Annotated in this window: 18 protein-coding genes; 12 read left to right on the top strand and 6 right to left on the bottom strand. The window is 39.4% G+C overall.

Going from position 1 to position 23979, the window contains the following annotated elements:
* Positions 1 to 3: 3 nt before the first annotated feature.
* The 10 genes from AC3QL1_RS17945 to AC3QL1_RS17900 all read left to right on the top strand — a co-directional run bounded on the left by AC3QL1_RS17945 (position 4) and on the right by AC3QL1_RS17900 (position 15355).
* A complete protein-coding gene (locus AC3QL1_RS17945; protein WP_492493507.1) occupies positions 4 to 3180 on the top strand; it encodes a SusC/RagA family TonB-linked outer membrane protein in 3177 nt (1058 codons plus the stop codon).
* A 10-nt stretch (positions 3181 to 3190) separates the two neighbouring features.
* Positions 3191 to 4879 carry a RagB/SusD family nutrient uptake outer membrane protein gene (locus tag AC3QL1_RS17940; protein WP_492493506.1) on the top strand — a complete coding sequence of 563 codons (1689 nt, stop codon included), beginning with the start codon at positions 3191 to 3193 and terminating at the stop codon, positions 4877 to 4879.
* Between the two features lie 91 nt (positions 4880 to 4970).
* Entirely contained in the window at positions 4971 to 5906 is a 936-nt protein-coding gene (locus AC3QL1_RS17935; protein ID WP_492493505.1) for an alpha/beta hydrolase fold domain-containing protein, read from the top strand.
* 11 nt (positions 5907 to 5917) lie between these two features.
* Positions 5918 to 6883 carry a DUF4861 family protein gene (locus AC3QL1_RS17930; protein WP_492493504.1) on the top strand — a complete coding sequence of 322 codons (966 nt, stop codon included), beginning with the start codon at positions 5918 to 5920 and terminating at the stop codon, positions 6881 to 6883.
* Positions 6884 to 7012: 129 nt separating this feature from the next.
* Positions 7013 to 8227 (top strand): glycoside hydrolase family 88/105 protein, encoded by a 1215-nt coding sequence (locus AC3QL1_RS17925; protein ID WP_492493503.1) that lies wholly within the window; start codon positions 7013 to 7015, stop codon positions 8225 to 8227.
* Positions 8228 to 8249: 22 nt separating this feature from the next.
* Positions 8250 to 9473, top strand: coding sequence for a glycoside hydrolase family 88/105 protein (locus tag AC3QL1_RS17920; RefSeq protein WP_492493502.1), 1224 nt, complete (start codon positions 8250 to 8252; stop codon positions 9471 to 9473).
* Between the two features lie 54 nt (positions 9474 to 9527).
* Positions 9528 to 11126, top strand: a complete 1599-nt coding sequence (locus AC3QL1_RS17915) for a glycoside hydrolase family 43 protein (protein WP_492493501.1) — start codon at positions 9528 to 9530, stop codon at positions 11124 to 11126.
* Between the two features lie 6 nt (positions 11127 to 11132).
* Positions 11133 to 13142, top strand: a complete 2010-nt coding sequence (gene pelA, locus AC3QL1_RS17910; RefSeq protein WP_492493500.1) for a pectate lyase — start codon at positions 11133 to 11135, stop codon at positions 13140 to 13142.
* A gap of 23 nt (positions 13143 to 13165) precedes the next feature.
* A complete protein-coding gene (locus AC3QL1_RS17905) occupies positions 13166 to 14515 on the top strand; it encodes a glycoside hydrolase family 28 protein (RefSeq protein ID WP_492493499.1) in 1350 nt (449 codons plus the stop codon).
* Positions 14516 to 14611: 96 nt separating this feature from the next.
* A complete protein-coding gene (locus tag AC3QL1_RS17900; RefSeq protein WP_492493498.1) occupies positions 14612 to 15355 on the top strand; it encodes a rhamnogalacturonan acetylesterase in 744 nt (247 codons plus the stop codon).
* 40 nt (positions 15356 to 15395) lie between these two features.
* Here the strand turns inward: AC3QL1_RS17900 and AC3QL1_RS17895 are convergent, their stop codons facing one another.
* From AC3QL1_RS17895 to AC3QL1_RS17880, 4 genes are all read right to left on the bottom strand, one after another.
* Positions 15396 to 16490, bottom strand: coding sequence for a relaxase/mobilization nuclease domain-containing protein (locus AC3QL1_RS17895; protein WP_492493497.1), 1095 nt, complete (start codon positions 16488 to 16490; stop codon positions 15396 to 15398).
* Positions 16475 to 16867: a plasmid mobilization protein gene (locus AC3QL1_RS17890; protein ID WP_492493496.1), complete on the bottom strand. Its 393-nt coding sequence runs from the start codon at positions 16865 to 16867 to the stop codon at positions 16475 to 16477. The genes AC3QL1_RS17895 and AC3QL1_RS17890 overlap by 16 nt, the downstream gene beginning before the upstream one ends.
* Before the next feature lie 187 nt (positions 16868 to 17054).
* A complete protein-coding gene (gene mobC / locus AC3QL1_RS17885; RefSeq protein WP_492493495.1) occupies positions 17055 to 19037 on the bottom strand; it encodes a conjugal transfer protein MobC in 1983 nt (660 codons plus the stop codon).
* 49 nt (positions 19038 to 19086) lie between these two features.
* On the bottom strand, positions 19087 to 19986 hold the full coding sequence (locus AC3QL1_RS17880) for a DUF8464 domain-containing protein (protein ID WP_492493494.1): 900 nt from the start codon (positions 19984 to 19986) through the stop codon (positions 19087 to 19089).
* 1411 nt (positions 19987 to 21397) lie between these two features.
* Here AC3QL1_RS17880 and xseA point away from each other — a divergent pair.
* On the top strand, positions 21398 to 22834 hold the full coding sequence (xseA, locus tag AC3QL1_RS17875) for an exodeoxyribonuclease VII large subunit (RefSeq protein WP_492493493.1): 1437 nt from the start codon (positions 21398 to 21400) through the stop codon (positions 22832 to 22834).
* Positions 22812 to 23018: an exodeoxyribonuclease VII small subunit gene (gene xseB / locus AC3QL1_RS17870; protein ID WP_492493492.1), complete on the top strand. Its 207-nt coding sequence runs from the start codon at positions 22812 to 22814 to the stop codon at positions 23016 to 23018. The genes xseA and xseB overlap by 23 nt, the downstream gene beginning before the upstream one ends.
* Positions 23019 to 23294: 276 nt before the next feature.
* Here xseB and AC3QL1_RS17865 read toward each other — a convergent pair whose 3' ends face one another.
* Positions 23295 to 23519 carry a hypothetical protein gene (locus AC3QL1_RS17865; protein WP_492493491.1) on the bottom strand — a complete coding sequence of 75 codons (225 nt, stop codon included), beginning with the start codon at positions 23517 to 23519 and terminating at the stop codon, positions 23295 to 23297.
* 110 nt (positions 23520 to 23629) lie between these two features.
* Entirely contained in the window at positions 23630 to 23953 is a 324-nt protein-coding gene (locus tag AC3QL1_RS17860; RefSeq protein ID WP_492493490.1) for a hypothetical protein, read from the bottom strand.
* Positions 23954 to 23979: the final 26 nt, after the last annotated feature.

Raw genomic sequence — 23979 nt, 5'->3', positions numbered from 1 at the left:
ATTATGAACATTAAACAAATTTTAAAGAAAAACTTAAAATGCAATCTTGTATTTTTATTTTTCCTGAATTTCCTGGTGACCGCCACTATGAACGCTCAGTCGAGTGTAGTAGAAGGAAAAATTACCGATGCAACAGGATTATCCCTGCCGGGGGTAAACATTCAGGAAAAAGGTACTAAAAACGGAACTTCGACAGATTTTGAAGGAAGTTTTAAATTGAACGTTACTAATAATAAAGCCACATTAGTTATTAGTTATTTAGGTTTTCAGACACAGGAAATTAATATTGCCGGGAAATCTAAAATAAATGTAAGCCTTTCAGAACAATCAAATGCGCTTACCGAAGTAGTTGTTGTAGGGTACGGATCTGTAAAAAAGACGGATCTTACCGGCGCAGTAAACACTTTATCTGCTGCAAAAATTACAGAAAGAAACGTTACAAACCCAATGGAAGCCATGCAGGGAAGTATTGCCGGGGTTCAGGTTACTTCAAACACAGGTAGAATCGGAGATGGTTTTAATGTGATTATCAGGGGAGCCAACTCAATTAATAAAGACGGTTCTAAACCGCTTTTTGTGGTTGATGGTGTTCCTACAGATAATATCGACTTTTTGAATCCGCAGGATATTGCCAGAATGGACGTGTTGAAAGATGCTTCATCTGCTGCAATTTACGGGTCAAGAGGAGGTAGCGGTGTTGTGATTGTGACAACCAAAAGCGGAACAAATGCCAAGGCTGGAGTTTCAGTTTCTTATGAAAGTTCATATGGTAACAAACAAGCCGTGAGATTGCCTAAATTAATGGATCCGAATAAATGGTGGTACTACCATCAGTCGGCATTTTTGGCAACAACTATCTCAGCTACAAATCCAACCTATAATGATATCGATGCAACAGAATTAAATACAGCTGTGGGTCAGGCGGGTACAAATCCGGTTTTGTTTCAAAGAGTAGCCAGAAATCAAAGTTATAACTGGCAGGATGCAGTGCTTAAAGGCGGTATGACATCAAATAATTATCTTAATGTTTCCGGTCGTGCCGATAACGGATTAGCCTATAATATAGGTCTGGGAATGCAAAAAGAAACCGGAGTTATCGATAATGAAGGCATTGAAAAGTATAACTTCAAATTAGGAATCAATCATAAGATAGGCGATAAATTTACTTTTGGAGCCAACCTTACACTTTCTAAAACAAATGAACAATTAGGAAGCCCAACAGCAATGCAGGAAGCTTTCAGACAAAACCCGTTTACATCTCCGTGGGCTATTGATGCGGCAGGAAATGAAATTGTAGGTACGTATGCACAACAGCCAGGTACGCTAAGATATCCAAATGGAAATCTTGCCATCAATAAAACAGGTTCTTATAATCCATTATTGGAAATTGCAAATTCTCAGGATGATATTCAAAGATTCACCACAATTGGGAATGTTTTTGCAGAATACAAAGTAAACAGCTGGTTATCATTTAAGACTACTTTCTCAGCAGGAAACGTGAATGCCAGAGAAGGAAGATCATTTGGTGCACAAACAGATTTTGGACTTAAAAACAAAAGTTTGCCATCTGGAGACGTAACAAACATGCAGAACTTCAATTATACCTGGGACAACCAGTTTAATATCAATTATACTCTTAAAAATGATCACGTTTTCAGTCTTTTAGGGCTTCAGAGTTTTTACTCTAATACAACTGAAACATATTTTGCGGCCTCAAGAGAAAATCCTTTTGAAACCGGATATTACAATTTAGGTTCAGGTGCTCAGTCAACTTATACGTTAACTCCGGGCGCGGGAAGTATTGCCCTGATTCCGTCTGGTGTTTTTGTACCGTATTCTAAAAATACATTAGAATCGTACGCAGCCCGTTTTAATTATTCATACAAAGGGCGTTATTTATTGACAGCTTCTGTACGTTATGATGGCTCATCTGTCTTGGCTGACGATAATAAATGGACTGCTTTCCCATCTGTAGCTTTAGGATGGAACCTGCACGAAGAATCATTTATGAAAGGTTTGAGTTTTATTTCTAATTTTAAATTAAGAGGAAGTATCGGATACACAGGAAATGATAATGTTACGCCTTATTCGAGTTTAAGTCTTTTAAAAACACCGACTTACTATGATTTTGGTCCTACTGTTGCAAATGGTTATACGGCAGCCAGTTTAGGAAATCCTGATTTAGGATGGGAAAAAACAAAAGAGGTGAATTTTGGATTGGATTTTGGATTTGCAAACAACAGAATTTCAGGCAGCGTGGATGTTTACGACAGAAAATCTAAAGATTTGTTGTTTCAACAGGCATTGCCTCTTGAAATTGGAGTTCCTACCATTACTTCAAACGTAGGTTCTGTGAGTAATAAAGGTATTGAAATTGCTTTGACAACTAAAAATATCAAAACTCAAAATGTAACCTGGGAAACCAGTTTTACTTTTACTAAAAACGTAAACAAATTAGCCTCTATATACGGGCAAAGTGAAATTGATGATGTTGGAAACAATTTATTTATCGGAGAAAATATCCACTCTTACTATAATTATGTTTTTGATGGTGTATGGCAGGAAAGTGAAGCTGCTAAGGCACTTACTTATGGTCAAAAACCGGGTGAAGCAAAAGTAAAAGATTTAAATGATGACGGAAAAATTGATGCTAATAATGACAGGGCGATCTTAGGAAATTACGATCCAAAATGGTCAGGAAGTTTCTCTACCTCATTAAAAGTAAAACAATTTGATTTGGGAATATCTTTAATTACCAATCAGGGGATGACCGTATTTAGTGGTTTCCACGACAATTTTGCGGATGTTACCGACAGGGGACGTCAAAAATTAGATCTGGGTGATTGGTATGTTCCTGCAAACGGAGCCGGTATTCCTGCCCAGTATTCAAACACAAATCCGCTGCCGCGTGGAGCCGGAGTTTATTATGATACAAACAATGTGGCGTTCTACAAAGATGCTTCATTTGTAAAAATTCAAAACATAGCTTTAGGATATAGTTTTGATCCCGATTTAGTTAATAAATTGAAAATTAAAAGTTTAAGATTATATGTTAATGTCCTGAATCCTTTTGTATTTACAAACTACGAAGGATATGACCCTGAATGGGCAACAGCTGCCTTAGCGGTAAATCGTGTGTCTACAATGACTGTTCAGATGGGATTAAGTTTAAAATTTTAAATTAAAAAAAATGAAAAAATTATCATTAATTATAGGAATACTCTTTACTCTTAATTCTTGTTCAGATTTTATAGAGGAAGACAACCGTGCTTTTGGTTCAGCAGAAACTTACTTTCTTACTTCTGCAGGTTTTGAATCATTAATCAACACCAATTATGCAACGCTAAAAGATATTTACGGAGGTGATCCGTGGTTGTTTGAAGCAGGAACTGATATGTACTCTGAAGGAAGAAATCAGGAGCCGGAAGGACTGGCTAAATATTTAACCTTATCGTCATCATCTGCAGGAGTTGATCAGTTGTACAGAACCTGTTATATGTCGATTCAACAAGCCAATAAAGGGTTGTATTATTCGACAATTACCGAAAAATCAAGCACTCTGGATACCAGAATAGGAGAGCTTAAATTTTTAAGAGCAAACGCTTATTTTTTATTGGTTCAAACCTATGGAGGAGTTCCGATCGTATTGGATAATATCAATACTGCCGTTACCTCTTTTGACAGAAATTCGGCAGAAGAAGTATATACTCAAATTCTAAAAGACCTTAATGAAGCGCTTCCGGCAGTAGCGACAGGAGCGTATACAGGAAGAGTAAATAAAAGAGCAGTACAGCACTTATTGGCAAAAGTATATCTGACAAGAGGATATGAAACTTTTGGTGCTCCGACAGATTTTACAACAGCGGCTTCTCTGGCAGATCAGGCAATTGCTGGTCAGGCATTAAATGTGCCATTTGCCGATGTGGTAAAACCGGGAAATGAAATGAATGCCGAAACGGTTTTTTCAGTTCAGTTTTCAATCGCTTCAAACGCAACAGGAACTACCTCTTTAGGAAGTTCACAAAACTATTGGTTTAGTTCTTATTTAGGGGCTGCAGCTGCAGGAAATCCTTATCCAAACAGAAGTTACACCCTTTGTCCAACAAATTATGCGTTGTCATTGTATGAACCTGGAGATAAACGTTGGGAAAACACATTCATGACAGAAATCTACAGCAGGTATTATGATTATTATACCGTAGCGGATAAAACAACTTTGAAAATTACAGATTTTTATGAGCCTCGCTGGTTTACATTAGCAGACAGAGCAGCGTGGAATACGGCCAACGCTTCAAGAAAAGCAAATCCGGCTACTTTTAGATATCATAATTGGGGAACGTATTCGTCTTCTGCGCCATCGGGAGGGGACTACAATCTTATTCCGGTTCGCAAGTTTGATGATCCTAATGCTCCGTACAGCGGCGCTACAAGTGCTAATTACAATACGACGCCTGTTACGCCGGCTACAAACCGAAGCAGTACACGTGATTTTATTATTTCAAGACTTGGAGAAACCTACCTGATTGCTGCTGAAGCCTATTTTAAAGCCGGTAGTACGGGATTGGCATTAGATCGTTTAAACGAAGTAAGAAGAAGAGCAGGCGGTGGAGTTGCAGGAACAATTCCGGTGCTTACATCAATTGATATCAATACAATATTAGACGAAAGAGGAAGAGAATTGTTGGGAGAATACCACCGCTGGTTCGACTTGAAACGTACAGGGACATTGGTTGAAAGAACTGTTTTATACAACCCGAAAGTGACAAGTGCAGCCGCTTTTAACGGACAAAATGGTAATCTTAAAATTTTAAGACCAATACCTCAATCGGCATTAGATTTAAACAGAAGCAATAATTATCCGCAAAATCCTGCATATTAGTATTTAATAATTTTTGAAGGATTGTTTTTTGAAGTAGTTAAGATGGGGTCTGATATTCTCAGGCTCCTTCCTTAACTATAATTTAGTTTTTATGAGAAAAGTTTTTTTTAGTATATTTTTGATTTCCAGTACTGTTTTTGCGCAGAGCAATTATGGTATTGATACTTCCTATACGGTAAAAAGCACTTATAATAAATTAATTAAAAAATATCCTTTTATCACCATACCGCAGGAAAACCATAATGACGATGTTACTCAAATAAAAGAGCTTACTTATCAGCAAAGTAAAGAAAGAGCATTACATTTAGATGCTTTTTATTATAAAAAACAAAAACGAAATCCCGCTGTAGTGATGATTCATGGCGGAGGCTGGAGATCAGGAAATAAAAATCAGATGCATGCTTTGGCTCAGGAAATTGCGGCAAAAGGCTATTCCTGTTTTGCAACTGAATACAAATTATCATTAGAAGCAAAATATCCCCAGGGAGTTATTGATGTAAAAAATGCTATAAAGTTTATAAAGGATAATGCCCGAAGATTCAATGTAGATCCAGACAAAATTGCCGTTTTAGGTTGCTCTTCAGGAGGACAAATGGCAGCTTTGATTGGTACAACAAATGAAGACGCGGAATTTGAAGATGCTTCTTTCAAAAGCAGATCTTCTTCAAGGGTAAATGCCATTATCGATATAGACGGAGTTTTGGCTTTCAGGCATCCGGAATCTTCAGAAGGAGAAATGGCATCGTTTTGGCTGGGAGGTTCTTATGATCAAAAAACGGAGAACTGGAAAAAGGCATCGGCCTTGACCAATACCAATAAAAAGACGCCGCCAACACTATTTATAAACAGCAGTATTGACAGGTTTCATGCAGGAAGGGATGATATGATTGCGATTTTAAAGGAGAATAAAATTTATAATGAAGTAAAAACAATTCCCGATTCACCGCATTCTTTTTGGTTTTTTGAACCCTGGTTTACTGAGACCGTTTCTTATACAACACAATTTTTAGACAAAATATTTAAATAATTTACCATACAATGAAAACAAAAATCACGATAGCAGCCTTATTCCTATTAGGTTTTACAGCCGTTAAAGCTCAGAAATACGATATAAAAACAGCAAAAACCTACGCTGAAATTTCTGCAAAAACAGACGGAAAATGGGAAGGAAGAAAATATATTGGCGGCACTGTTTTTAAAAATGTAGACCGGTTAAAACTCGCTCCTGAACATACAGACCATTCTTTTGACATTCGTTATGAAGGTCCGGGCTGGGAAAGCAATAAAGTGGGATATCGTTTGTATTTAGACTGGAGAAATGCCATTGACATATTCGGTAAAAAAACTCCTGAGATGATTCTGCCTCGTGTTGGTCAGGATAATTTTGATTCGTATCACGAAATGAGTGATTGGGGAGCAGATATCCTGAAAGCCGGAAAAGCAATCGGAATTGGGTCTATCGATCGTTACTTAAACAATGAAAAATTACACTTCCGTGAAGTAGATTCAACCATTGCTACTGTGGCCAACAAAACAAACGAGTCTGTTGTAAAAGTGAATTATTACGGTTGGAAAACGGCTTCTGATAAAATTAATTTTATTTCAGAGCTAAGCATAAAGCCCGATCAGTTGTACACAAAACATACAATTAAAGCATCTAAGGAAATCAAAGGAATCTGCACCGGAATCGTGAAACAAAAAGGTACGGAAACGCTTAAAAAAGAAAGCAAAAATAAAAAATGGGCTTATCTGGCAACTTACGGAACACAATCTCTGGTGCCGGACAAATTAGGATTGGCTATTTTTTACCAAACGGCTACCATCGAGAATCTTGCCGATACGGATTTAGACTATCTTTTGGTGTTTAAACCTTCGACAAAAGAAAATTCATTTTATCTTTTAGGCGCTTGGGAACAACAACCGGAAGGCATTAAATCAAAAGAAGAATTTGTAAAGTATTTAGATCAGCAGTTAGAAATACTGAATAAAAAAGGTAAAATGTAATATATAGCCATAGGTTAAAGGATTATAGAATTAAAAATCTGCAAAATCTGCGTGATAAAAAACAGCCAGCAATAATTTTTCTAATCCATTAATCTGTGGCAAAACAACAACAAGATTAAAATATAATATATGTTTAAATCGAATTTAAAAACGATCAGTTTTGCCAAAATCGTCTTTGCTTTGTCACTGATTTTCGGTGGTACAATAACAGCGCAGACAAGTCAAGACAATGTCCTTGCTGATCATTTAAAATGGTCAGAAAGAACCGCGATCACTATTCTGAATAAATATCCCGAAGCCTGGCAGATTGACGGGACCGAGAAACCAAAATGGGATTATAAAATGGGATTGGTTTTGTCTGCTTTTGAAAAATTATATCTTAAAACAAACGATAAAAAGTACCTGGATTATATCAAACAGTACGCAGATAAACTAATTGATGCGGATGGAAATATTACCAAATACGATATAAAAGAATTCAATATAGATTGTGCAAATCCGGGAAAACTGCTCTTTAATTTATATGATCAAACAAAAGACGAGCGTTATTTAAAAGTAATACAGCAATTAAGGAATCAGCTTGAAAATCAGCCCAGAACAGCAAGCGGTGGATTCTGGCACAAAGAAATTTATCCCAACCAGATGTGGATTGACGGTTTGTATATGGCAGAACCTTTTTATGCGCAATACACCGTGCGATATGAAAACGGCAAAGCACTGGATGATATTGCAAAACAGTTTGAACTGGTTCACCATCATTTGGTTGATCAAAAAACAGGTCTGGTATATCAGGCTTGGGATGAGAGCAAACAAATTGGCTGGGCAAATCCACAGACGGGCACATCGCCAACCATTTGGGGACGAGGTATTGGCTGGTACATGATGGCTTTGGTTGAAACGCTGGATTATTATCCTAAAACCAACCCAAAATACAAAGTTCTGGAAGGGTATTTAAATGAAATCGCCAAAAGTGCCGTGGCGCATAAAAGCGCTTCGGGACTATGGTATCAGGTCGCTGACAAGCCCGAAATGAAAGATAATTTCACGGAATCTTCGGCTTCTGCCATGATTATTTATGCTTTGGCAAAAGGCGCAGATGATGGACATTTACCTGCAAGTTATAAAAAAACGGCCCAAAAATCATTTGAGGCATTTATAAAAGAATTTGTCAAAAAGGACGAAAAAGGACAAATTATAATTTCCGGTGTATCATCAAATGTAGGTTTGGGAGGAAAACCTTTTCGCGATGGTACCAACGAATATTACATTAAAAGCAAAACAAAAGATAATAGCTCGCCGGCTTTGGCCGCTTTTTTGTTAAGCGCATTAGAATTAAAGAAATAGTAGAATTTAAATATATTTTGAAATGAAAAATAATAAAAAGCAAGGTTATTTTATGTCGGTTTTATTAGTTTGCGCGATGGCTTTTACCAGCTGTAAAGTGATTTCGCAGGAACCCTCAAAAAAAGAAATAGTTATTTCGAAAGATCTGAAATGGTCCGATAAAATGGCTCTAACGCTGATGAAACGCCATACGGAAAGTTATATGATCGATGATTCTAAAAAACCAAAATGGGATTATGTTCATGCTTTGGTTTTACATTCATTCGAAGAATTGTACAAAAAAAATCCCGACCCAAGATACAAGGCCTATATCAGGTCGTACGTAGACAATCTGGTTCAGCAGGATGGCACTATTAACACTTATGAATTTGACAAATACAATATTGATCTGGTTGTTCCTGGTCGTTTGCTTTTTGCTATTTATGATGAAACAAAAGAAGATAAATATTTGAAAGCCATGCAATTGGTTCGAAAGCAATTATCAGAGCAGCCAAGAACGGCAAGCGGGGGATTCTGGCACAAACAGATTTATCCAAACCAAATGTGGCTTGACGGATTGTATATGGGTGAACCGTTTTATGCGCAATACACGGCAACTTTTGAAGGAGGAAAAAGCTTTGATGACATCGCCAAACAATTTGAATTGATTCAGTTGCACGCCACAGACCCAAAAACAGGATTATTATACCACGGCTGGGATGAAAGCAAACAAATGCCCTGGGCAAATAAGGAGACAGGAAACTCGCCAAACTTTTGGTCAAGAGCTTTAGGCTGGTATGTAATGGCTTTGGTTGATGTTCTGGATTACATGCCAAAGGATCATCCAAAACAAAAAGAGCTGGTAAAATATTTAAACAGCGCTTCGGCAGCTTTGGCAAAATATCAGGATAAATCAGGATTGTGGTATCAGGTTACCGATAAGGGCGGAGAAAAAGGAAACTATTTGGAAGCTTCGGGATCATCAATGTTTGCTTATGCTTTTGCAAAAGGCGCAAACAAAGGATATTTACCTGCAAAATATAAAAAACTGGCCAACAAAGCTTTTGACGGACTCACTAAAATCCTGATCAAAAAAGTAGACGAGGACGGCGGAATCACATTGACAAACTGCTGCCAGGTAGCAGGTTTGGGCGGAACCCCGTACAGAGACGGTTCGTATGAATATTACGTTAACGAAAAGAAAAAAGACAACGATCCTAAAGCAACAGGTCCTTTTATTCTGGCTGCGATAGAATTGAATCGATAGTTGTAAAGCAATTTTAAGTTCAACGGGTTTAATTGAAAGCATAATTACCAAAAAATGATAAACGCAAAAGCCTTCTTTCTCTTATTATCAACATTGCTGATACAAAAGAATTTTGCCCAGGTCTGGGTGCCTGATAATGGAGACGGAACCTACACAAACCCTATCATTCATGCCGATTATTCAGATCCGGATGCCGTTAGGGTAGGTGATGATTATTATATGACGGCTTCCTCTTTCAATTGCATTCCGGGATTGCCTATTTTGCATTCTAAGGATTTAGTGAACTGGAAAATTATTGGTTACGCCCTGAACAAACAAATTCCAGCAGAAACTTTTGATAAAGTACAGCACGGCAATGGGGTCTGGGCGCCCAGTATCACGTTTCATAATAATGAATTTTATATTTATTACCCGGATCCTGATTTTGGAATATACATGATAAAAGCCAAAAAAGCAGAAGGACCATGGTCTGAACCCATTTTGGTAAAAGCCGGAACCGGACTTATAGACCCAAGTCCGCTGTGGGACGATGATGGAAAAAACTACCTCGTTCATGCCTTTGCGGGCAGCCGAGCGCGAATAAAAAGTTTAATTGTGGTTTGTACCCTGAATGCAGAGGGAACCGTTGCCAACAATGATGAAGTGATGGTGATTGACGGTCATGAAAGCGAAGGCACTATTGAAGGACCAAAATTTTACAAGCGAAATAATTATTACTACATTTTTGCTCCTGCCGGCGGAGTGTCTACAGGCTGGCAAACAATTTTAAGATCTAAGCATGTCTATGGTCCTTATGAAACAAAAAAAGTGCTCGAGCAGGGAAAAACCAATATAAACGGTCCGCATCAGGGCGCTTGGGTACAAACGCAAACGGGTGAGGACTGGTTTATTCATTTTCAGGACAAAGGCGCTTACGGAAGAATTGTGCACCTGCAGCCCATGAAATGGGAAAATGACTGGCCGGTTATGGGACAGGATTTTGATAAAAATGGAATCGGAGAACCGGTGCCCACTTTTAGAAAACCAAACGTTGGAAAGAAATATCCAATAGAAACCCCCGCTGAATCCGACGAGTTTAATGAACCCAAACTCGGCTTACAATGGCAATGGCAGGCCAACGCGCAAATAAACTGGGGATTCCCGACAAGTCTGGGTTATCTGAATTTGTTTTGTCTGCCAACAATTAAGGAGAGCAATAAAATATTTGAAGCGCCGAACTTATTATTACAAAAGTTCCCTGCAGAAGAATTTACGGCTACCACAAAGCTGACTTTCAATACCCGTTTAAACGGAGAGTCGACTGGACTTTTAATAATGGGATTAGACTATAGTTATTTATGCCTGAAAAATGATAACGGAAAATTATATCTGAATCAGAAAACGGGCACTTTCGATAAAAAAGTTTCTGAAACGGAGACAGCTCCAATTTTAATCAAAAACAATACTGTTTATCTCAGGGTAAAAATCAAAAAAGGAGGAGTTTGTAATTTCTCGTATAGTCTGGATGATAAACAATATAATTCCATTGGAAATGAATTTACAGCGAAAGAAGGAAAATGGATCGGTGCTAAGATAGGTCTTTTTGCATTAGGCCAGCAAGTTACAAACGACTCTGGAAACACCGCAGTTGATTGGTTTAGAATTACTAAATAAAATATAATGATTCAATTTAAAAAATACATCACACTGATTTTATGCAGCATTAGTCTGGTGTCAAACGCCCAGAACACGTATAAGAACTGGCCGGATATTATTCGTAAAAATGACGCTTCGTGGTTTGCAACTTCCGAAGCCAAAACCATTGCGGAGAATGTACTGCTTTATCAGCGAAACATTGGCGGGTGGCCAAAAAATATCCAGATGCAAACCCCGCTTTCAGAAGCAGAAAAACAAAAACTCGCTGATCTGAAAAGTGATCTGCATGATATTACAACAGATAACGGCGCTACCTGTCAGGAAATGCTGTTTATGTCTAAAATGTACGCCCAGACCAAGGACGAGCGATATAAGGAATCTTTCCTGAAAGGACTGAATTACCTATTGGAAGCACAATATGATAATGGAGGATGGCCGCAGTTTTTTCCATTAAAAAAAGGCTACTATACGCATATTACCTACAATGATAATTCGATGGTTAATATTTTGGTGATACTAAAGGAAATCAGCGAAGAAACAGATTATTACAGTATCAGACCATCTAAAGACGTTATTGAAAAATCAAAAAAAGCATTTGATAAAGGAATTGACTGTATCCTGAAAACACAGTACAGACAAAATGGGGTTTTAACGGGCTGGTGTGCACAGCATGATGAATTTACTTTGGCCCCGGCCAATGCTAGGGCTTTTGAACTGGCTTCACTTAGCGGATTTGAATCGGCAAAAATTGTATTGCTTTTGATGTCGATTGAAAAGCCTTCTCAAGAAATTATTACTTCTGTAAAAAGTGCCAATGCCTGGTTTGAGAAAACAAAAATAACCAATCTTGAAGAAAAAAGAGTGCTCAACGATGCCGGAAAAATAATCGACAAAAAGATGATTCCAACGGTAAATGCGGCACCGATCTGGGCAAGATTCATGGACCTGGAAACAAACGAGCCTTTGTTTTGTGACCGCGACGGAATCAGGAAAAAAGCATTGGACCAGATAGGTCCTGAAAGGAGAAATGGTTACGCCTGGTATTCTGACGCGCCAAAAGAAGTCTTGAAAAAATTTCCTTCATGGGCGGTTAAAAACGGAATAAAAGTATCTGCTGTAGAAGATTCATCAAAAAAAAAAGATAATTATATAGTAGTTGCACAAGATGGCTCTGGAGATTTTACCAAAATCCAGGATGCCATAAACGCTAGTCCATCCTTTCCGTATGAAAAAGTGACGGTGTTTGTAAAAAACGGCACTTATAATGAAAAGGTACGAATTCCCGAGTGGAACACCAATTTAGCTTTGGTTGGAGAAAATAGAGAAAAAACGATTATCGCTTTTGATGATAATTTCAAAAAAATAAATCTGGGACGAAACAGTACCTTCTATACGGCGACTGTTCTGGCAGAAGGCGATGATTTTTCGGCATCAAATCTAACTATAAAAAATACCTCGGGAGATAACGGTCAGGCAATTGCCCTTTCTGTTGTGGCAAACCGCGCGCAAATTTCAAATTGCACTATTCTGGGAAATCAAGATACTTTATATTTATCGGGAAAAGAGGCAAAACAATATTTTAAGGACTGTTATATAGAAGGAACAACTGATTTTATTTTTGGAGGAGCGACCGCTTTATTCGAAAACTGTGAAATTCACAGCATCAAAAGTTCGTATATAACCGCTGCTTCAACACCACAGGGAACGGCTTTTGGTTTTGTATTTAAAAATTGCAGACTTACGGCAAATCCTGATGCAACGGCAGTTTATTTGGGAAGACCATGGCGTATTTATGCCAAAACGGTTTATATCAATTGCGACATGGGCAAACATATTAAAGCCGAAGGCTGGCAAAACTGGTCCAAACCCGATGCTGAAAAGAATGCCTTTTATGCCGAATATAATTGCAGAGGCGAAGGATTTCAGCCCAAAACAAGGGTGTTGTGGTCACATCAGCTTACAAAAAAAGAAGCTGATAAATATACTGCCGAGAATATATTAAAAGATTCAGTACCCAACTGGTATACAAAGTAATTTAGATTCAAAAAGTGATAATTATGAATTTTAAGTATCTCATTTTTCTTTTGGTTTCATGGATTTCATTTGCCCAAAGCAATGAATTTCCTACTTCAAAAGTAGATTCCATTGTCAAGAGAATCCAGCTTCCGGTTTTTGCTTCTTATCAGATAAATGTTTTGAAAACAGGGGCAAAAGGCGATTCAGTTACAAACAACAAAGCTGCTTTTGACAAAGCCATGGCATTGTGCAAAAAAAATAACGGAGGAACTATTATTGTACCAAAAGGGATATATAAAATTAACGGGCCAATTCATTTTGTAAACAACGTAAATCTTAAACTCGAAAAAGGCGCAAAAATTAAATTCAGTGATAATCCCAAGGACTATTTGCCAATGGTTTTAACCAGTTGGGAAGGAACTATGCTCTACAATTACAGCCCGCTGATTTATGGCTACAATTGCAGCAATATTGCCATCACGGGAGAAGGTACCATTGACGGAGAAGGAGGGAAGACCTGGAAAAGCTTCAAAGCCAAAGAAGAAGCCGGAAAAAACAGAAGCCGGGAAATGAACCATAATAATGTGGCTTTAAAAGAAAGAACTTTTGGGGAAGGCTATTTTCTGCGTCCGCAAATGATCCAGTTTTTTAATTGTAAAAATATATTGGTAGAAAATATCCGTATCGAAAACTCGCCATTTTGGTGCTTGCACCTGCTAAAATCACAAAGCATTACCGTTCGGGGAATCAGCTACAGATCGCTCAATTATAATAACGACGGCATCGATCCTGAATATGCAAAAGATGTATTGATAGAAAACGTAACTTTTGACAACGGAGACGATAATGTGGCCATAAAAGCAGGACGAGATCATGAAGGAAGAGCCAATACGGCAACGCCAAGCGAGAATATCATCATCAGAAATTGTAATTTTAAAGGCCTGCATGGCGTTGTCATAGGCAGCGAAATGTCAGCAGGAGTTCAAAACGTATTCGTAGAAAATTGCAAAACAGTGGGCTATTTAAAAAGAGGAATTTATGTAAAAACCAATGCAGATCGCGGTGGTTTTATCAGGAATATTTTCGTTAGAAATATTGAGCTGGATCAGGTAGAAGATTGTTTGTATATGACAGCAAACTACCATGGTGAAGGCCACGGCTACCAGTCTGATATATCAGATATCCATTTCTCCCATATAACCTGCAATAGCGCATCAGAATCCGGAATTGTAATTCAGGGATTCCCGGACAAGAAAATACGCAATATCAGCCTGAACAATATCGAAATCAAATCCGCGAAAAATGCCATCTCCAATGAAAACGCCCAGAATGTTCTGATGACCGATGTGTTTATTGGAAAAAAAGCCACGGTCCCTACAGCAGCCAAATGAGTTTTCAGCATGCTGCATTGCAAAGGATCCTCAATTACGAAGAAGATCTTGGATATAATGGAGTAAAAAAATAGAGCAATCCAAAAAATCATAAGTATGAAATATTATTTAATAATCCTGTATTTATTCGGCGTTACTTGTTTTGCCCAGAAAACAACACTCTACACTATAGGGGATTCGACAATGGCCAATAAAAAAGATCCCCAGCACAATCCTGAGCACGGCTGGGCACAGGTACTCCAGCCTTTTTTCAAAGAAAATATCCTTGTGGAGAACAGGGCCTTAAACGGGCGCAGCACCAAAAGTTTCATCAACGAGAAGCGTTGGGATTCTATTTATAACAAGCTCAAAAAAGGCGATTATGTTTTTATTGAATTTGGCCATAACGATGAGAAGATTGAAGACTCAACACGTTATACAAATCCGCATACCGCCTACCGTTATAATCTCATCCGTTTTGTACGGCAAACCAGGGAGAAAGGGGCCACTCCCGTACTACTGAGCTCTATTGCCAGACGTAATTTTAACGAAAAGGGCGTTTTGGTACCGACACATGGGGATTATCCACTGGAAACCAGATTGGTTGCGCAGCAATACAATGTTCCTTTTATTGATCTTGAATATCATACCGAATTGCTCGAACAGTCCTATGGTCCTGAAAAATCCAAACTGTTGCATCTGCATTTCAAGGCTGGGGAAAATCCTTTTTATGATAAAGACAAGGCAGACGACACGCATCTTTCACTGCTGGGGGCGACAAAAATTGCCCAGATTGTCATCGCCCAGATTAAGGATCTCAAAGACGCCTCACTGGGAAATCTCAAAAAGGGCATCAGGTAAAAGAAGGAGTAAGGGCCATAGCTGTCACACAGCGAAAAAATTATGTGTGGCTGATTTTCTGAAGTTGCCCTTTCCGTACATCGGACGGAAGATTTAATCCCAGGTCTTCTTTGAGGTCCCGGCTATGGTATTGCTGGCCAATAGAATCAATACTGAGAACAGCCCTGCTTTTGTGATCAATATAGCAAAGTTTGCAGATATTTTCCCGGGAGTCGCGCTTCAGGATGGTGGTGATTCCTTTTGCGGCAAGCGATTTTAAAAAATGGTGCAGCGATATTGATTTGAATAGGGAAATATTCACTACCTGACTAAGCCGTATTCTATCTTCTCGGGATACCATCATGTTGATTTTAAATCTCTGGTCTAAAAAGTGCATTGTCGGTTTGTTGTAAAAAGCGCTGGCTTTGATCGGTATACCCATTGTCTTTCCCTGGGGGGTAATTATGCTGTAGACCAGCCCCGGGCATGGCAGGCTACTTTGCCTTCCCGTACATCTCTGCACATGGATATTGTACTGTTCCAAAAGCGCGTTTAGTTCCTCCAGACAGGTATATCTGTATTGATGCAGAATGAAATTAAGAACCTGATGTATTGCTTTTTTTGTCTCTACTTTTCCGTACTCGATCCGCTTTAAGGGATGCGATAAGGATTCCACTGCCTCTTTGCTTTTCTCCGCCCTGATAAGTCCAAATAGCTTTTCAATCTCTTTCCTGGCTGGCTCTGCTTTTTTGATCACCAGATTGCTCATGTCAATGCGTTTCCCCTCCCTGTCAATAACCGTTGTGATAATATGAATATGAGGGTGCCCTGCATCATGATGCTGATAGATTAAATAGGGCTGTTTGCCAAAACCGATCCTTTCCAGATAAATTTGGGAAATAGCAATAAGCCTCTGGGGTGGATGGTTCTCCGAGGGGGCAAAATTAAGGGTGATGTGCATGCAGTTGCGTTTTGCATTTGGATTTAATTGCGCCCTTCTGATAAAACGCTGTATTTTCAGCTCATACCCGGTCCGGTCCAGGTCCACGGGATAGTTGCCGGATCCGATACACTGCGCTACACCTTTATTGACTTTCCTCTCGTTATAGTCCAGGGCCCGTGTTAGAGAGCCGGTTATTTTTATGATTGCAACCATTTTTGGGTAACTTTCTCAATTTGCTTTTTAATTTGACTGATCTTTTTTCCATGTTTCCTGATTTCGCATTCCAGGGACTCCATGTATGCTGCAAACCCTTCGATTTGAGGGTGGCTGTGTAAATCGATGACCAGCTGCTCTATAGTGGAGCGTATGGTGTTGATCTGCTCATTTACCACTACAAGCTCCTCGATCAAATCGTCCAGTGACTGGTTCCTGTAGAGTGTGGTAATTTTTTTATTAAATAAGGCACAACGAATAAAGTGGCTCATGGTGCGACAGGTAGTGGCTTTATACAGGTGTTCGAATCTGGAGTATTCCTCTGGATTGAGTCCTACGTATACCGCGCGGATTTTACTGGGATCGTCCTTTCTCATGATCATGCAGTTTTTAACTCTGTTTATAAGGTAAATTCCTGGCACTAAATTACCACTTGTCTTGTCAAAGGGCAATCCTATACAAATTTTGATACCCATTAAGGTCTTCCAAAGATCTTCCTAAGTAGAACGGTTTCCTGCCTGAGTACTACTCGCAGGTTTTAATTAGCACAAATAAAAGGTATGCTTATTTTTTTACTACCAGGTAAGATAATTCGGCATCACTCACCAGGCGATCCATCTCGAAGTGTATAATATCCTGGATATCCTGCTTGATCTGAAGGTAGTTTTTTTGTACGACCTCACTGTTGAGCTGGCAGACTACGGGAATTTCTCTGTAGGCATCGCTTTCTTCCTGAAGGGCTTTGTGATCATTTTGTATCTGGCAGTGAAAGGTCTTAAGGGCTATACTGCAGGAGGGATCATCGGCTACCATGCCAACGAATTCTCCGGAACTTAAAGAGGAAATTTTGGACACCGGTACGGCCAGTTCGAGTTGTTTGGAACGGCTAATGGAGATATCGGCACTGTTTATGGAAAAACTTTCCCTGTCCTGCATGATCTTACCAAAACGTTCCGAGAGCTGTTTGGCCGTGTCTCCGGTAACCTGCCCGCTGATGATATTTCCGGTAATATTCATAATAACGTCGGCCTGCTCGCGCCCGTAGTCCTTTCGCAGCTGGCTAAAATCCTGTATCCCCAGGCATGTTGCCACTTTGTTGCTTCTTGCCGTTGCAATAAGGCTGTCCATGTTATTGAGATAAAGGGTCGGGAATTCATCAAATATGAGACTGCTTTTTTGTTTGTCTTTCTGATTGACCTGTTTTAGAAGCCGGCTTACATACAGGGAGAGTACTGCTCCGTAAATCTGTATTTTTTGCGGATTATTTCCCATACACACTATTTTGGGCTCTTTGGGATTATTGATATCCAGGGTAAAGTCATTTCCAGAGAGCACATAATACAGCTGTGGGGAGGAGAGCCTGGCCATGGCGACTTTTGCAGAGGCAATCTGTCCCTCCAGCTGTTCCATAACATCATTGAGATAGGCATTGATAAAAGGATTGATCAGCACCTCGATTTCCTTCTCGGTACGCAGAAGGGTAAACAGGTCATCATAATCTGCCTGCATGAGTTCTATGACATGGGGAAGGGTACAGAACTGGCCATTTTTATATTTTCTTAAATACCAGATAATGGCCGTTAGAAAGTTAATGGGGGATTCGACAAAAAAATCTCCCTGACGTTTGATCCACTCCCTGTTGAGTCCCAGAAGGATGGTACGGGCAGACTCAGCGGAATCGGTGATGTCGGTCATTGCCGAGGGATCTAGCGGATTACAGCGATGCGAGCGGCTAAGGTCATCGAAATTGATGCTGTAGAAACGGGGCGGAACCTCATAGAGCGATTGGGAGCTGAGCCAGGTATTATAGGCAATGGTGGAAAGGTCATCGTATTTGAAATCATAGATAAACATAGTAAAGCCTTTTCGGATGTGCTGGGTGATGATATGGCGAATGACAAAATAAGATTTACCCGAACCCGGGGTGCCCAGTACCAGGATGGCCCGAAAAGGATTTATGATATTGATCCAGCTTTTCCTAATTTTATCCTTCAGGTAATATTGCGCGGGCAGGTTAATGGAATAGGGGTTCTCCAGCAGTCTTTCCTCCTGGGGAAAGGTTTCGTTTTCCTTATTAAAGATGTCCTTTGCATTGAGGCGATGTCCTATAACCCGGGAAAGGAGCGTTGAGCCGGTAAGCACTAAAATATAGCCAATTGCGGTAACTGCCATATACAGAATGCTTCTGCAGCAAAGCCCTATGTCCAGGAATAGCAGCCAGTAACTTAAAAAAAACAGCAGCGCACCGCCTGTTAACAAGCCGATAGCGGATTTTAGTTTTATTTCCTGATTTTTTCTTCCCCTGGAGCCTAAAAGCGAAATTAACAGCAGAACAAAAACAAGAAGTTTAGAGCGCTGAAAACCAGAAAAAAGCCCTGTTTTACTTACAGTATGCAAAATAAGATCGCCAAACGGGCCTGCAAGATCCCATTGCCTAAAGGCCATATGGCAGTAATAGTAAAAATGCAAAGACAGGACCAAAATGCTCATTAGTCGTGTCATATCGATTATCTTTCGAAGTGCCTGTTCGTTCTCTCCGGTCTGCATGGACTGTCATTTTAATTGAAATTGGACCGATAGGCTATTGTCTTTAATGCTATAGCCGTGGCCCCAGTTTTCTGGTAAGTTTTCCCCCTTGTATGATCCACTGGTTATAGTCCTTCTGGTCTTTGTACAGAAGGCTTTCATCCCTGTATTTGCAGCTCCATCCAAGAGCCTTGACAGTGGCGCTTTCACCGGCCTGATCCCTGTCTAAAAACAGGCGGATTATGCGGTACTCTTCCATCTGTGAGCGCGTTTTTTCAAAAAAGGAAAGCGAGTTCAGTATTATAAAATCCTGTTTTTTATCACAGGCACGGCTGTTAACAGCCTTAAAGGACAAAAAGTCAAAGAAACCTTCAAAGACCAATACTTCCTTGCCTTTATTACAATAGCTCGTGATGGACTTGGGAGAGCTGCTGGCCTTAAAATAAGGATTCCGGATTTCAAATCCTCCATGATCATTTTTAAATCCAATGCCGTAATAGGAGTTATCATTGAGGCTGTACTGGATCTCTGAGCAGAATTGGCGGGCAATTCCAATAGGGATTTTTCTCTGCTTCAGGTAACGCATCAGCGCAGGGGAGTGCAATGGCTCCTGCTTGAGGATCTGAATTTTTGACTGCCTTTCAGTAGATTGATTCTCCTGTACAGCAGCTGCGTGGTGGGCAGGGGTAATACTACCCAGATGGTTCCGCAGGAATTCTCCAATAGTACAATTAAAGAAAAGCATGCCAAAATCAATGATATTGCCACCCTGCCCAATACCATGGTCATACCATCGGTTAAGCCTGCGGTTTATCTTAAAGGAAGCGGTTCTTTCGTTGCGCAGCGGGGAGAGGTACCAGTAATCATCATTTCTAATTTTGCAGGCTTCAAAACCCAGCTCTGACAAATAGCTGACCATATCGGTTTGCTTTACCTGATCTATCGGAAATGAGTTGCTGTTGAGGTTCATAGTCAAGTTATCACGTTCATTTACATCTCAGGCTAAAGTAAAAAAGGAATGTAACGCATGCAATCCCTGTCAAATTTTGATAGTCAAATCAGATTGATTAGACATCAACAGTATGTAGAACACTAAATTGGCAGCTACTGCTTATTTAATGAAGTAATCTATCTTTCATCGGTAATGAAATGCCGGCCAAACCTTTCAGGAAAATAAACAGGAGCAAAGCCGGAATATCCAGATTGGCGGGATATAAAAGAGGGGCATCGGGGAATGGCAGATGGGAGGAAGTCAGCTAAAAATGAAAGTAAATAATAATTATTGTAAATTATGTAAGTTTATTCTTTGAATTATTGTTTTTTTTATATCTTTGGTACTGTGTTACTTGCATTTACGAAAAATTTAAGTTTCTAATTTTTATATGCCCGAGCAAAACTAACGCAGCATATAGGCCTTTAAGTGTGAACCATAACATCATGGCTACAATTTTTTATAAATTTAAAGGCGAATGAGAGCAAGTATCACTATTTGCTCTTTTTTTATTTACTGTGGCAAAGAAGTACGCCATGACTGTCTAAATGAGGAGATTTAGTAGTTTTGCTTTCTCAGGCCGTTAATTTTTAATTACAATGGCAGGTGCAATTCCAGTAGCGGCAATATCGATAACAAAGGTAGTCTTCCAAACATCACAAAAATAGGCTCAGTAAAACCGGTTAATAACTAATTGCACTAACATTTAATACAGGTTCCAATCACAACTTGAATTTGAATTAAGGTTCTCCGGTTTTGCTAGCAGATTTACAAAAACAATTGCAGCATATTGTTTTTATCGGTTTTATCCTTATCTTTAAAGTAAAACAATCCATATGGGGCACATCTCTTTTAAATTATATTTTAAGATACTGGATGTCTTGACTCAAAATTGCTTTGAAAGCTACACTCTGGATGAACTAACACTGATTGTCTGCTCCTATTACAGTTGCAGTGATTTCTCCCGGAATACTATTTCCATTCAAAGATCCGGAGAGTCCAAAGTACTTGATGCTTTATTATGGCTTGAGAGTGAAGGTTTTGTTGTTTTGAACCCTGAAACGGATCAGTGCGCTTTGAATTTCAAATTACTCAAAAAGATTAAGAATAAAGGATTTGAATGTTAATTTGTCCACTAGTCTGTAATTTACAAATTAGATGGCTGCTTGAACCGGGACTTGTGCCAAAATTTCTATAAATTCTTTTCACGGGCCTGTATTCTTATTTTAAAATCATGGGTTTCACCCTGCCTTGCATTCAAAAGCTATTTTCTATTGATATAACGTAATTAGTTGTCACACTGCTGGAAGTCTTTATTTTGAGATTCCGCACTATAATAGTACCTTAGCAAATAAAGAAAAGTACGCACAGTAAAAGGCCCAATAAACATATGGCAGCAGACCAGTATATCAGACTCTCGCAGCTCAACGATCAGATCCAGGATACGATCAATGCCCGATTTAAGGGGCAGACGTACTGGATTGTGGCTGATATAACCAATCATTCCTTTAAAGCCGATAAAAAGATCCATTATTTTGAGCTGGTCGAGAAAGCGCAGAACGGTAATGCAATAACCGCCAAGATCCTGGGCAAATCGTGGGGAGGGGGAGCCGTTCGTATTGAGGAATTTGAAAAAAGTACAGGACAGGTCTTTACCAATAACCTGCATGTACTGGTGCAGGTAAGTGTGGATTATCATCCTTTATACGGATTGTCTGTGAGCGTTTTGGATATCGATAGCAATTTTATGCTGGGAATACTTGAGCAGCAGCGAAATGCTACCCTTGAGCGTCTGGTAAAAGTAAACGATTTTATAAAAAAAGAGGCAGATGGTTACGCTACATTTAACAGCCGGTTAAAACTTCCTGCAGTAATCCAGAGAGTGGCTGTAATATCATCGAGCAGCTCGGCCGGGAATGAAGATTTCCGCCATACCATGCAGCATAATGATTTTGGCTATGTTTTCCAGATCGAAGACTATTATACCATTGTACAGGGAGACAACAACGCAAAACTATTTTTGAATAAACTCATCGAAATCTATAATACGGGAATCCCATATGATGCAGTTGTGATTAACAGGGGTGGAGGATCACAGTCGGACTTTCTGATTTTTGACAACTACAATATCGGAAGGGCAGTAGCCAAGTTTCCGATACCTATTATAACGGGCATTGGGCACCAGAAAAATGTCAGTATAACGGATTTAATGGCCCATACCCATACCAAAACCCCGACCAAAGCAGCGGAATTTATCATAGCGCATAACCGCAATTTTGAGCAGGTAATACTCGCGCTGCAGCAAAATATTGCCATAAAATCACAGCAGCTTTTTCTGAGCCATTACAAAGAACTGTACCATATTAAAAATGAAATCTCCCATAACGCAAGAATGCTGGTGCAACTGCATGGCGAAGAATTGACTAGGACCCGCCAGCGTATCATCAGCAGTTCCAGATCGGTTTTATACGAGCATCAAAAGAAACTAATCCTGTCAGCCCATCAGGTGGTCCAGGGTCCTAAAATGCTCCTTCAGCAGAATAAAAATGATTTGGAACACATCAAGAATGCCGTAAAGAACGCTGCCAATGATTATCTTCGCCGGGAAAAGGTCACATTAGAGCATCATTTGAAAAGCATTCAGATCATGTCACCGCAGAATATCCTGCGCAAAGGCTACGCGATAGTGAAGGTAAATAATAAAATAATCAGCAGTGCTGAAAACATAAAGGCCGGGCAGGAAATAGAAGTGATCCTGAAGGATATAAAACTGAAAAGCACCGTTAAGGAAAAAATACAATACGATGGAAGAGAAACTGACCTATGAGACGGCCCTGTCGGAGCTGACGGCCATTTCGAAAGAAATAGAAAATGAAACGATCTCAGTTGATACCCTGGCTTCAAAAGTGAAAAGGGCATCGGAACTTATTGAGTTCTGCCAGGCCAAGCTTAAAAATACAGAAGCCGAGGTTACCAAAATCATAAACAGGATGGAGAACCCTGAAAATTAAAGCAGGGATATGTAACAGGGATCTAGATTGGTCGTTACCAACTGACCTGAATACCAAAATGGATCATCCTTTAGTATTCTATTTTTTATGCCTCTTATCTATAAGTCCCATTACAGCTGTAGTGGGATTTTACATGTCCTTTGTAGTGGATTGAAAATAAAAACAGGCCGTTTTCTAAACTGGAAATTCACACCTGTTTTCTGTCCTCTAAGGTTTTGATCCATGATACTAAAAATGGCGATAGTGGGTAATTTTTTAATGAGAAGCGAATTGGGCTTATCCAATTTTGGATCTTATAAATGCATCCAGTATGTGCTGTACTGAAAGGGAAAGATCACCGGCTATAAGATCTGTTTCCAATACGTAACGATCCACAAACCCATCTGCAGATTTTTCAATATCATTGAGTTTTTTGACCTGATCCTGCTCCTCAGAGGTTCGATACTTATTTTCAAGCCAGGCTTTAAAATCTTTTTCAAATTGTTGTATTACATCTTCCATTTTAAAGGCGTTTAAAATTATTAAGTAAATCTTTAATTTTATTATTTCAGTGAACAGTCCGGTAAAAAATACCGGCGCAATGGTCTGGCTGACCTATTTTATAATGAAAACTAATATTCCAGCCTGTTTAAAATAAAGCCTTCCAGTTCCTTATCCACTGCCTTATGACGCTGCGGGGAAGTCAGTATTTTGCTGTAAAGGGTGATATGGTTTTCGATCAAAAATTCGTCAAGGTCGTTAAGGCACAATAAAAATGATGCCTGTGCTGTTTCCCATAACAATTTATTTTCCGAGGAAATGTCTGTAAGCACGACCTTGAAATGGCTCTGTGATTCGGCATTATTTTCGTCTGTGCGCGGCCCAATGGTAATACTCAGTTCAAAATCATTGTCGATATCATTATAGGAGCCCGTTAAAAAGTAAGCTAAAGTCATATTATTGCGTTTGTTTTAAATTCAAC

The sequence above is a fragment of the Flavobacterium sp. GW823-FHT04A11 genome (genome assembly GCF_058796535.1).
The sequence above is the reverse complement of the archived record's forward strand: the minus strand, read 5'-3'. Positions and strand labels throughout refer to the sequence as shown.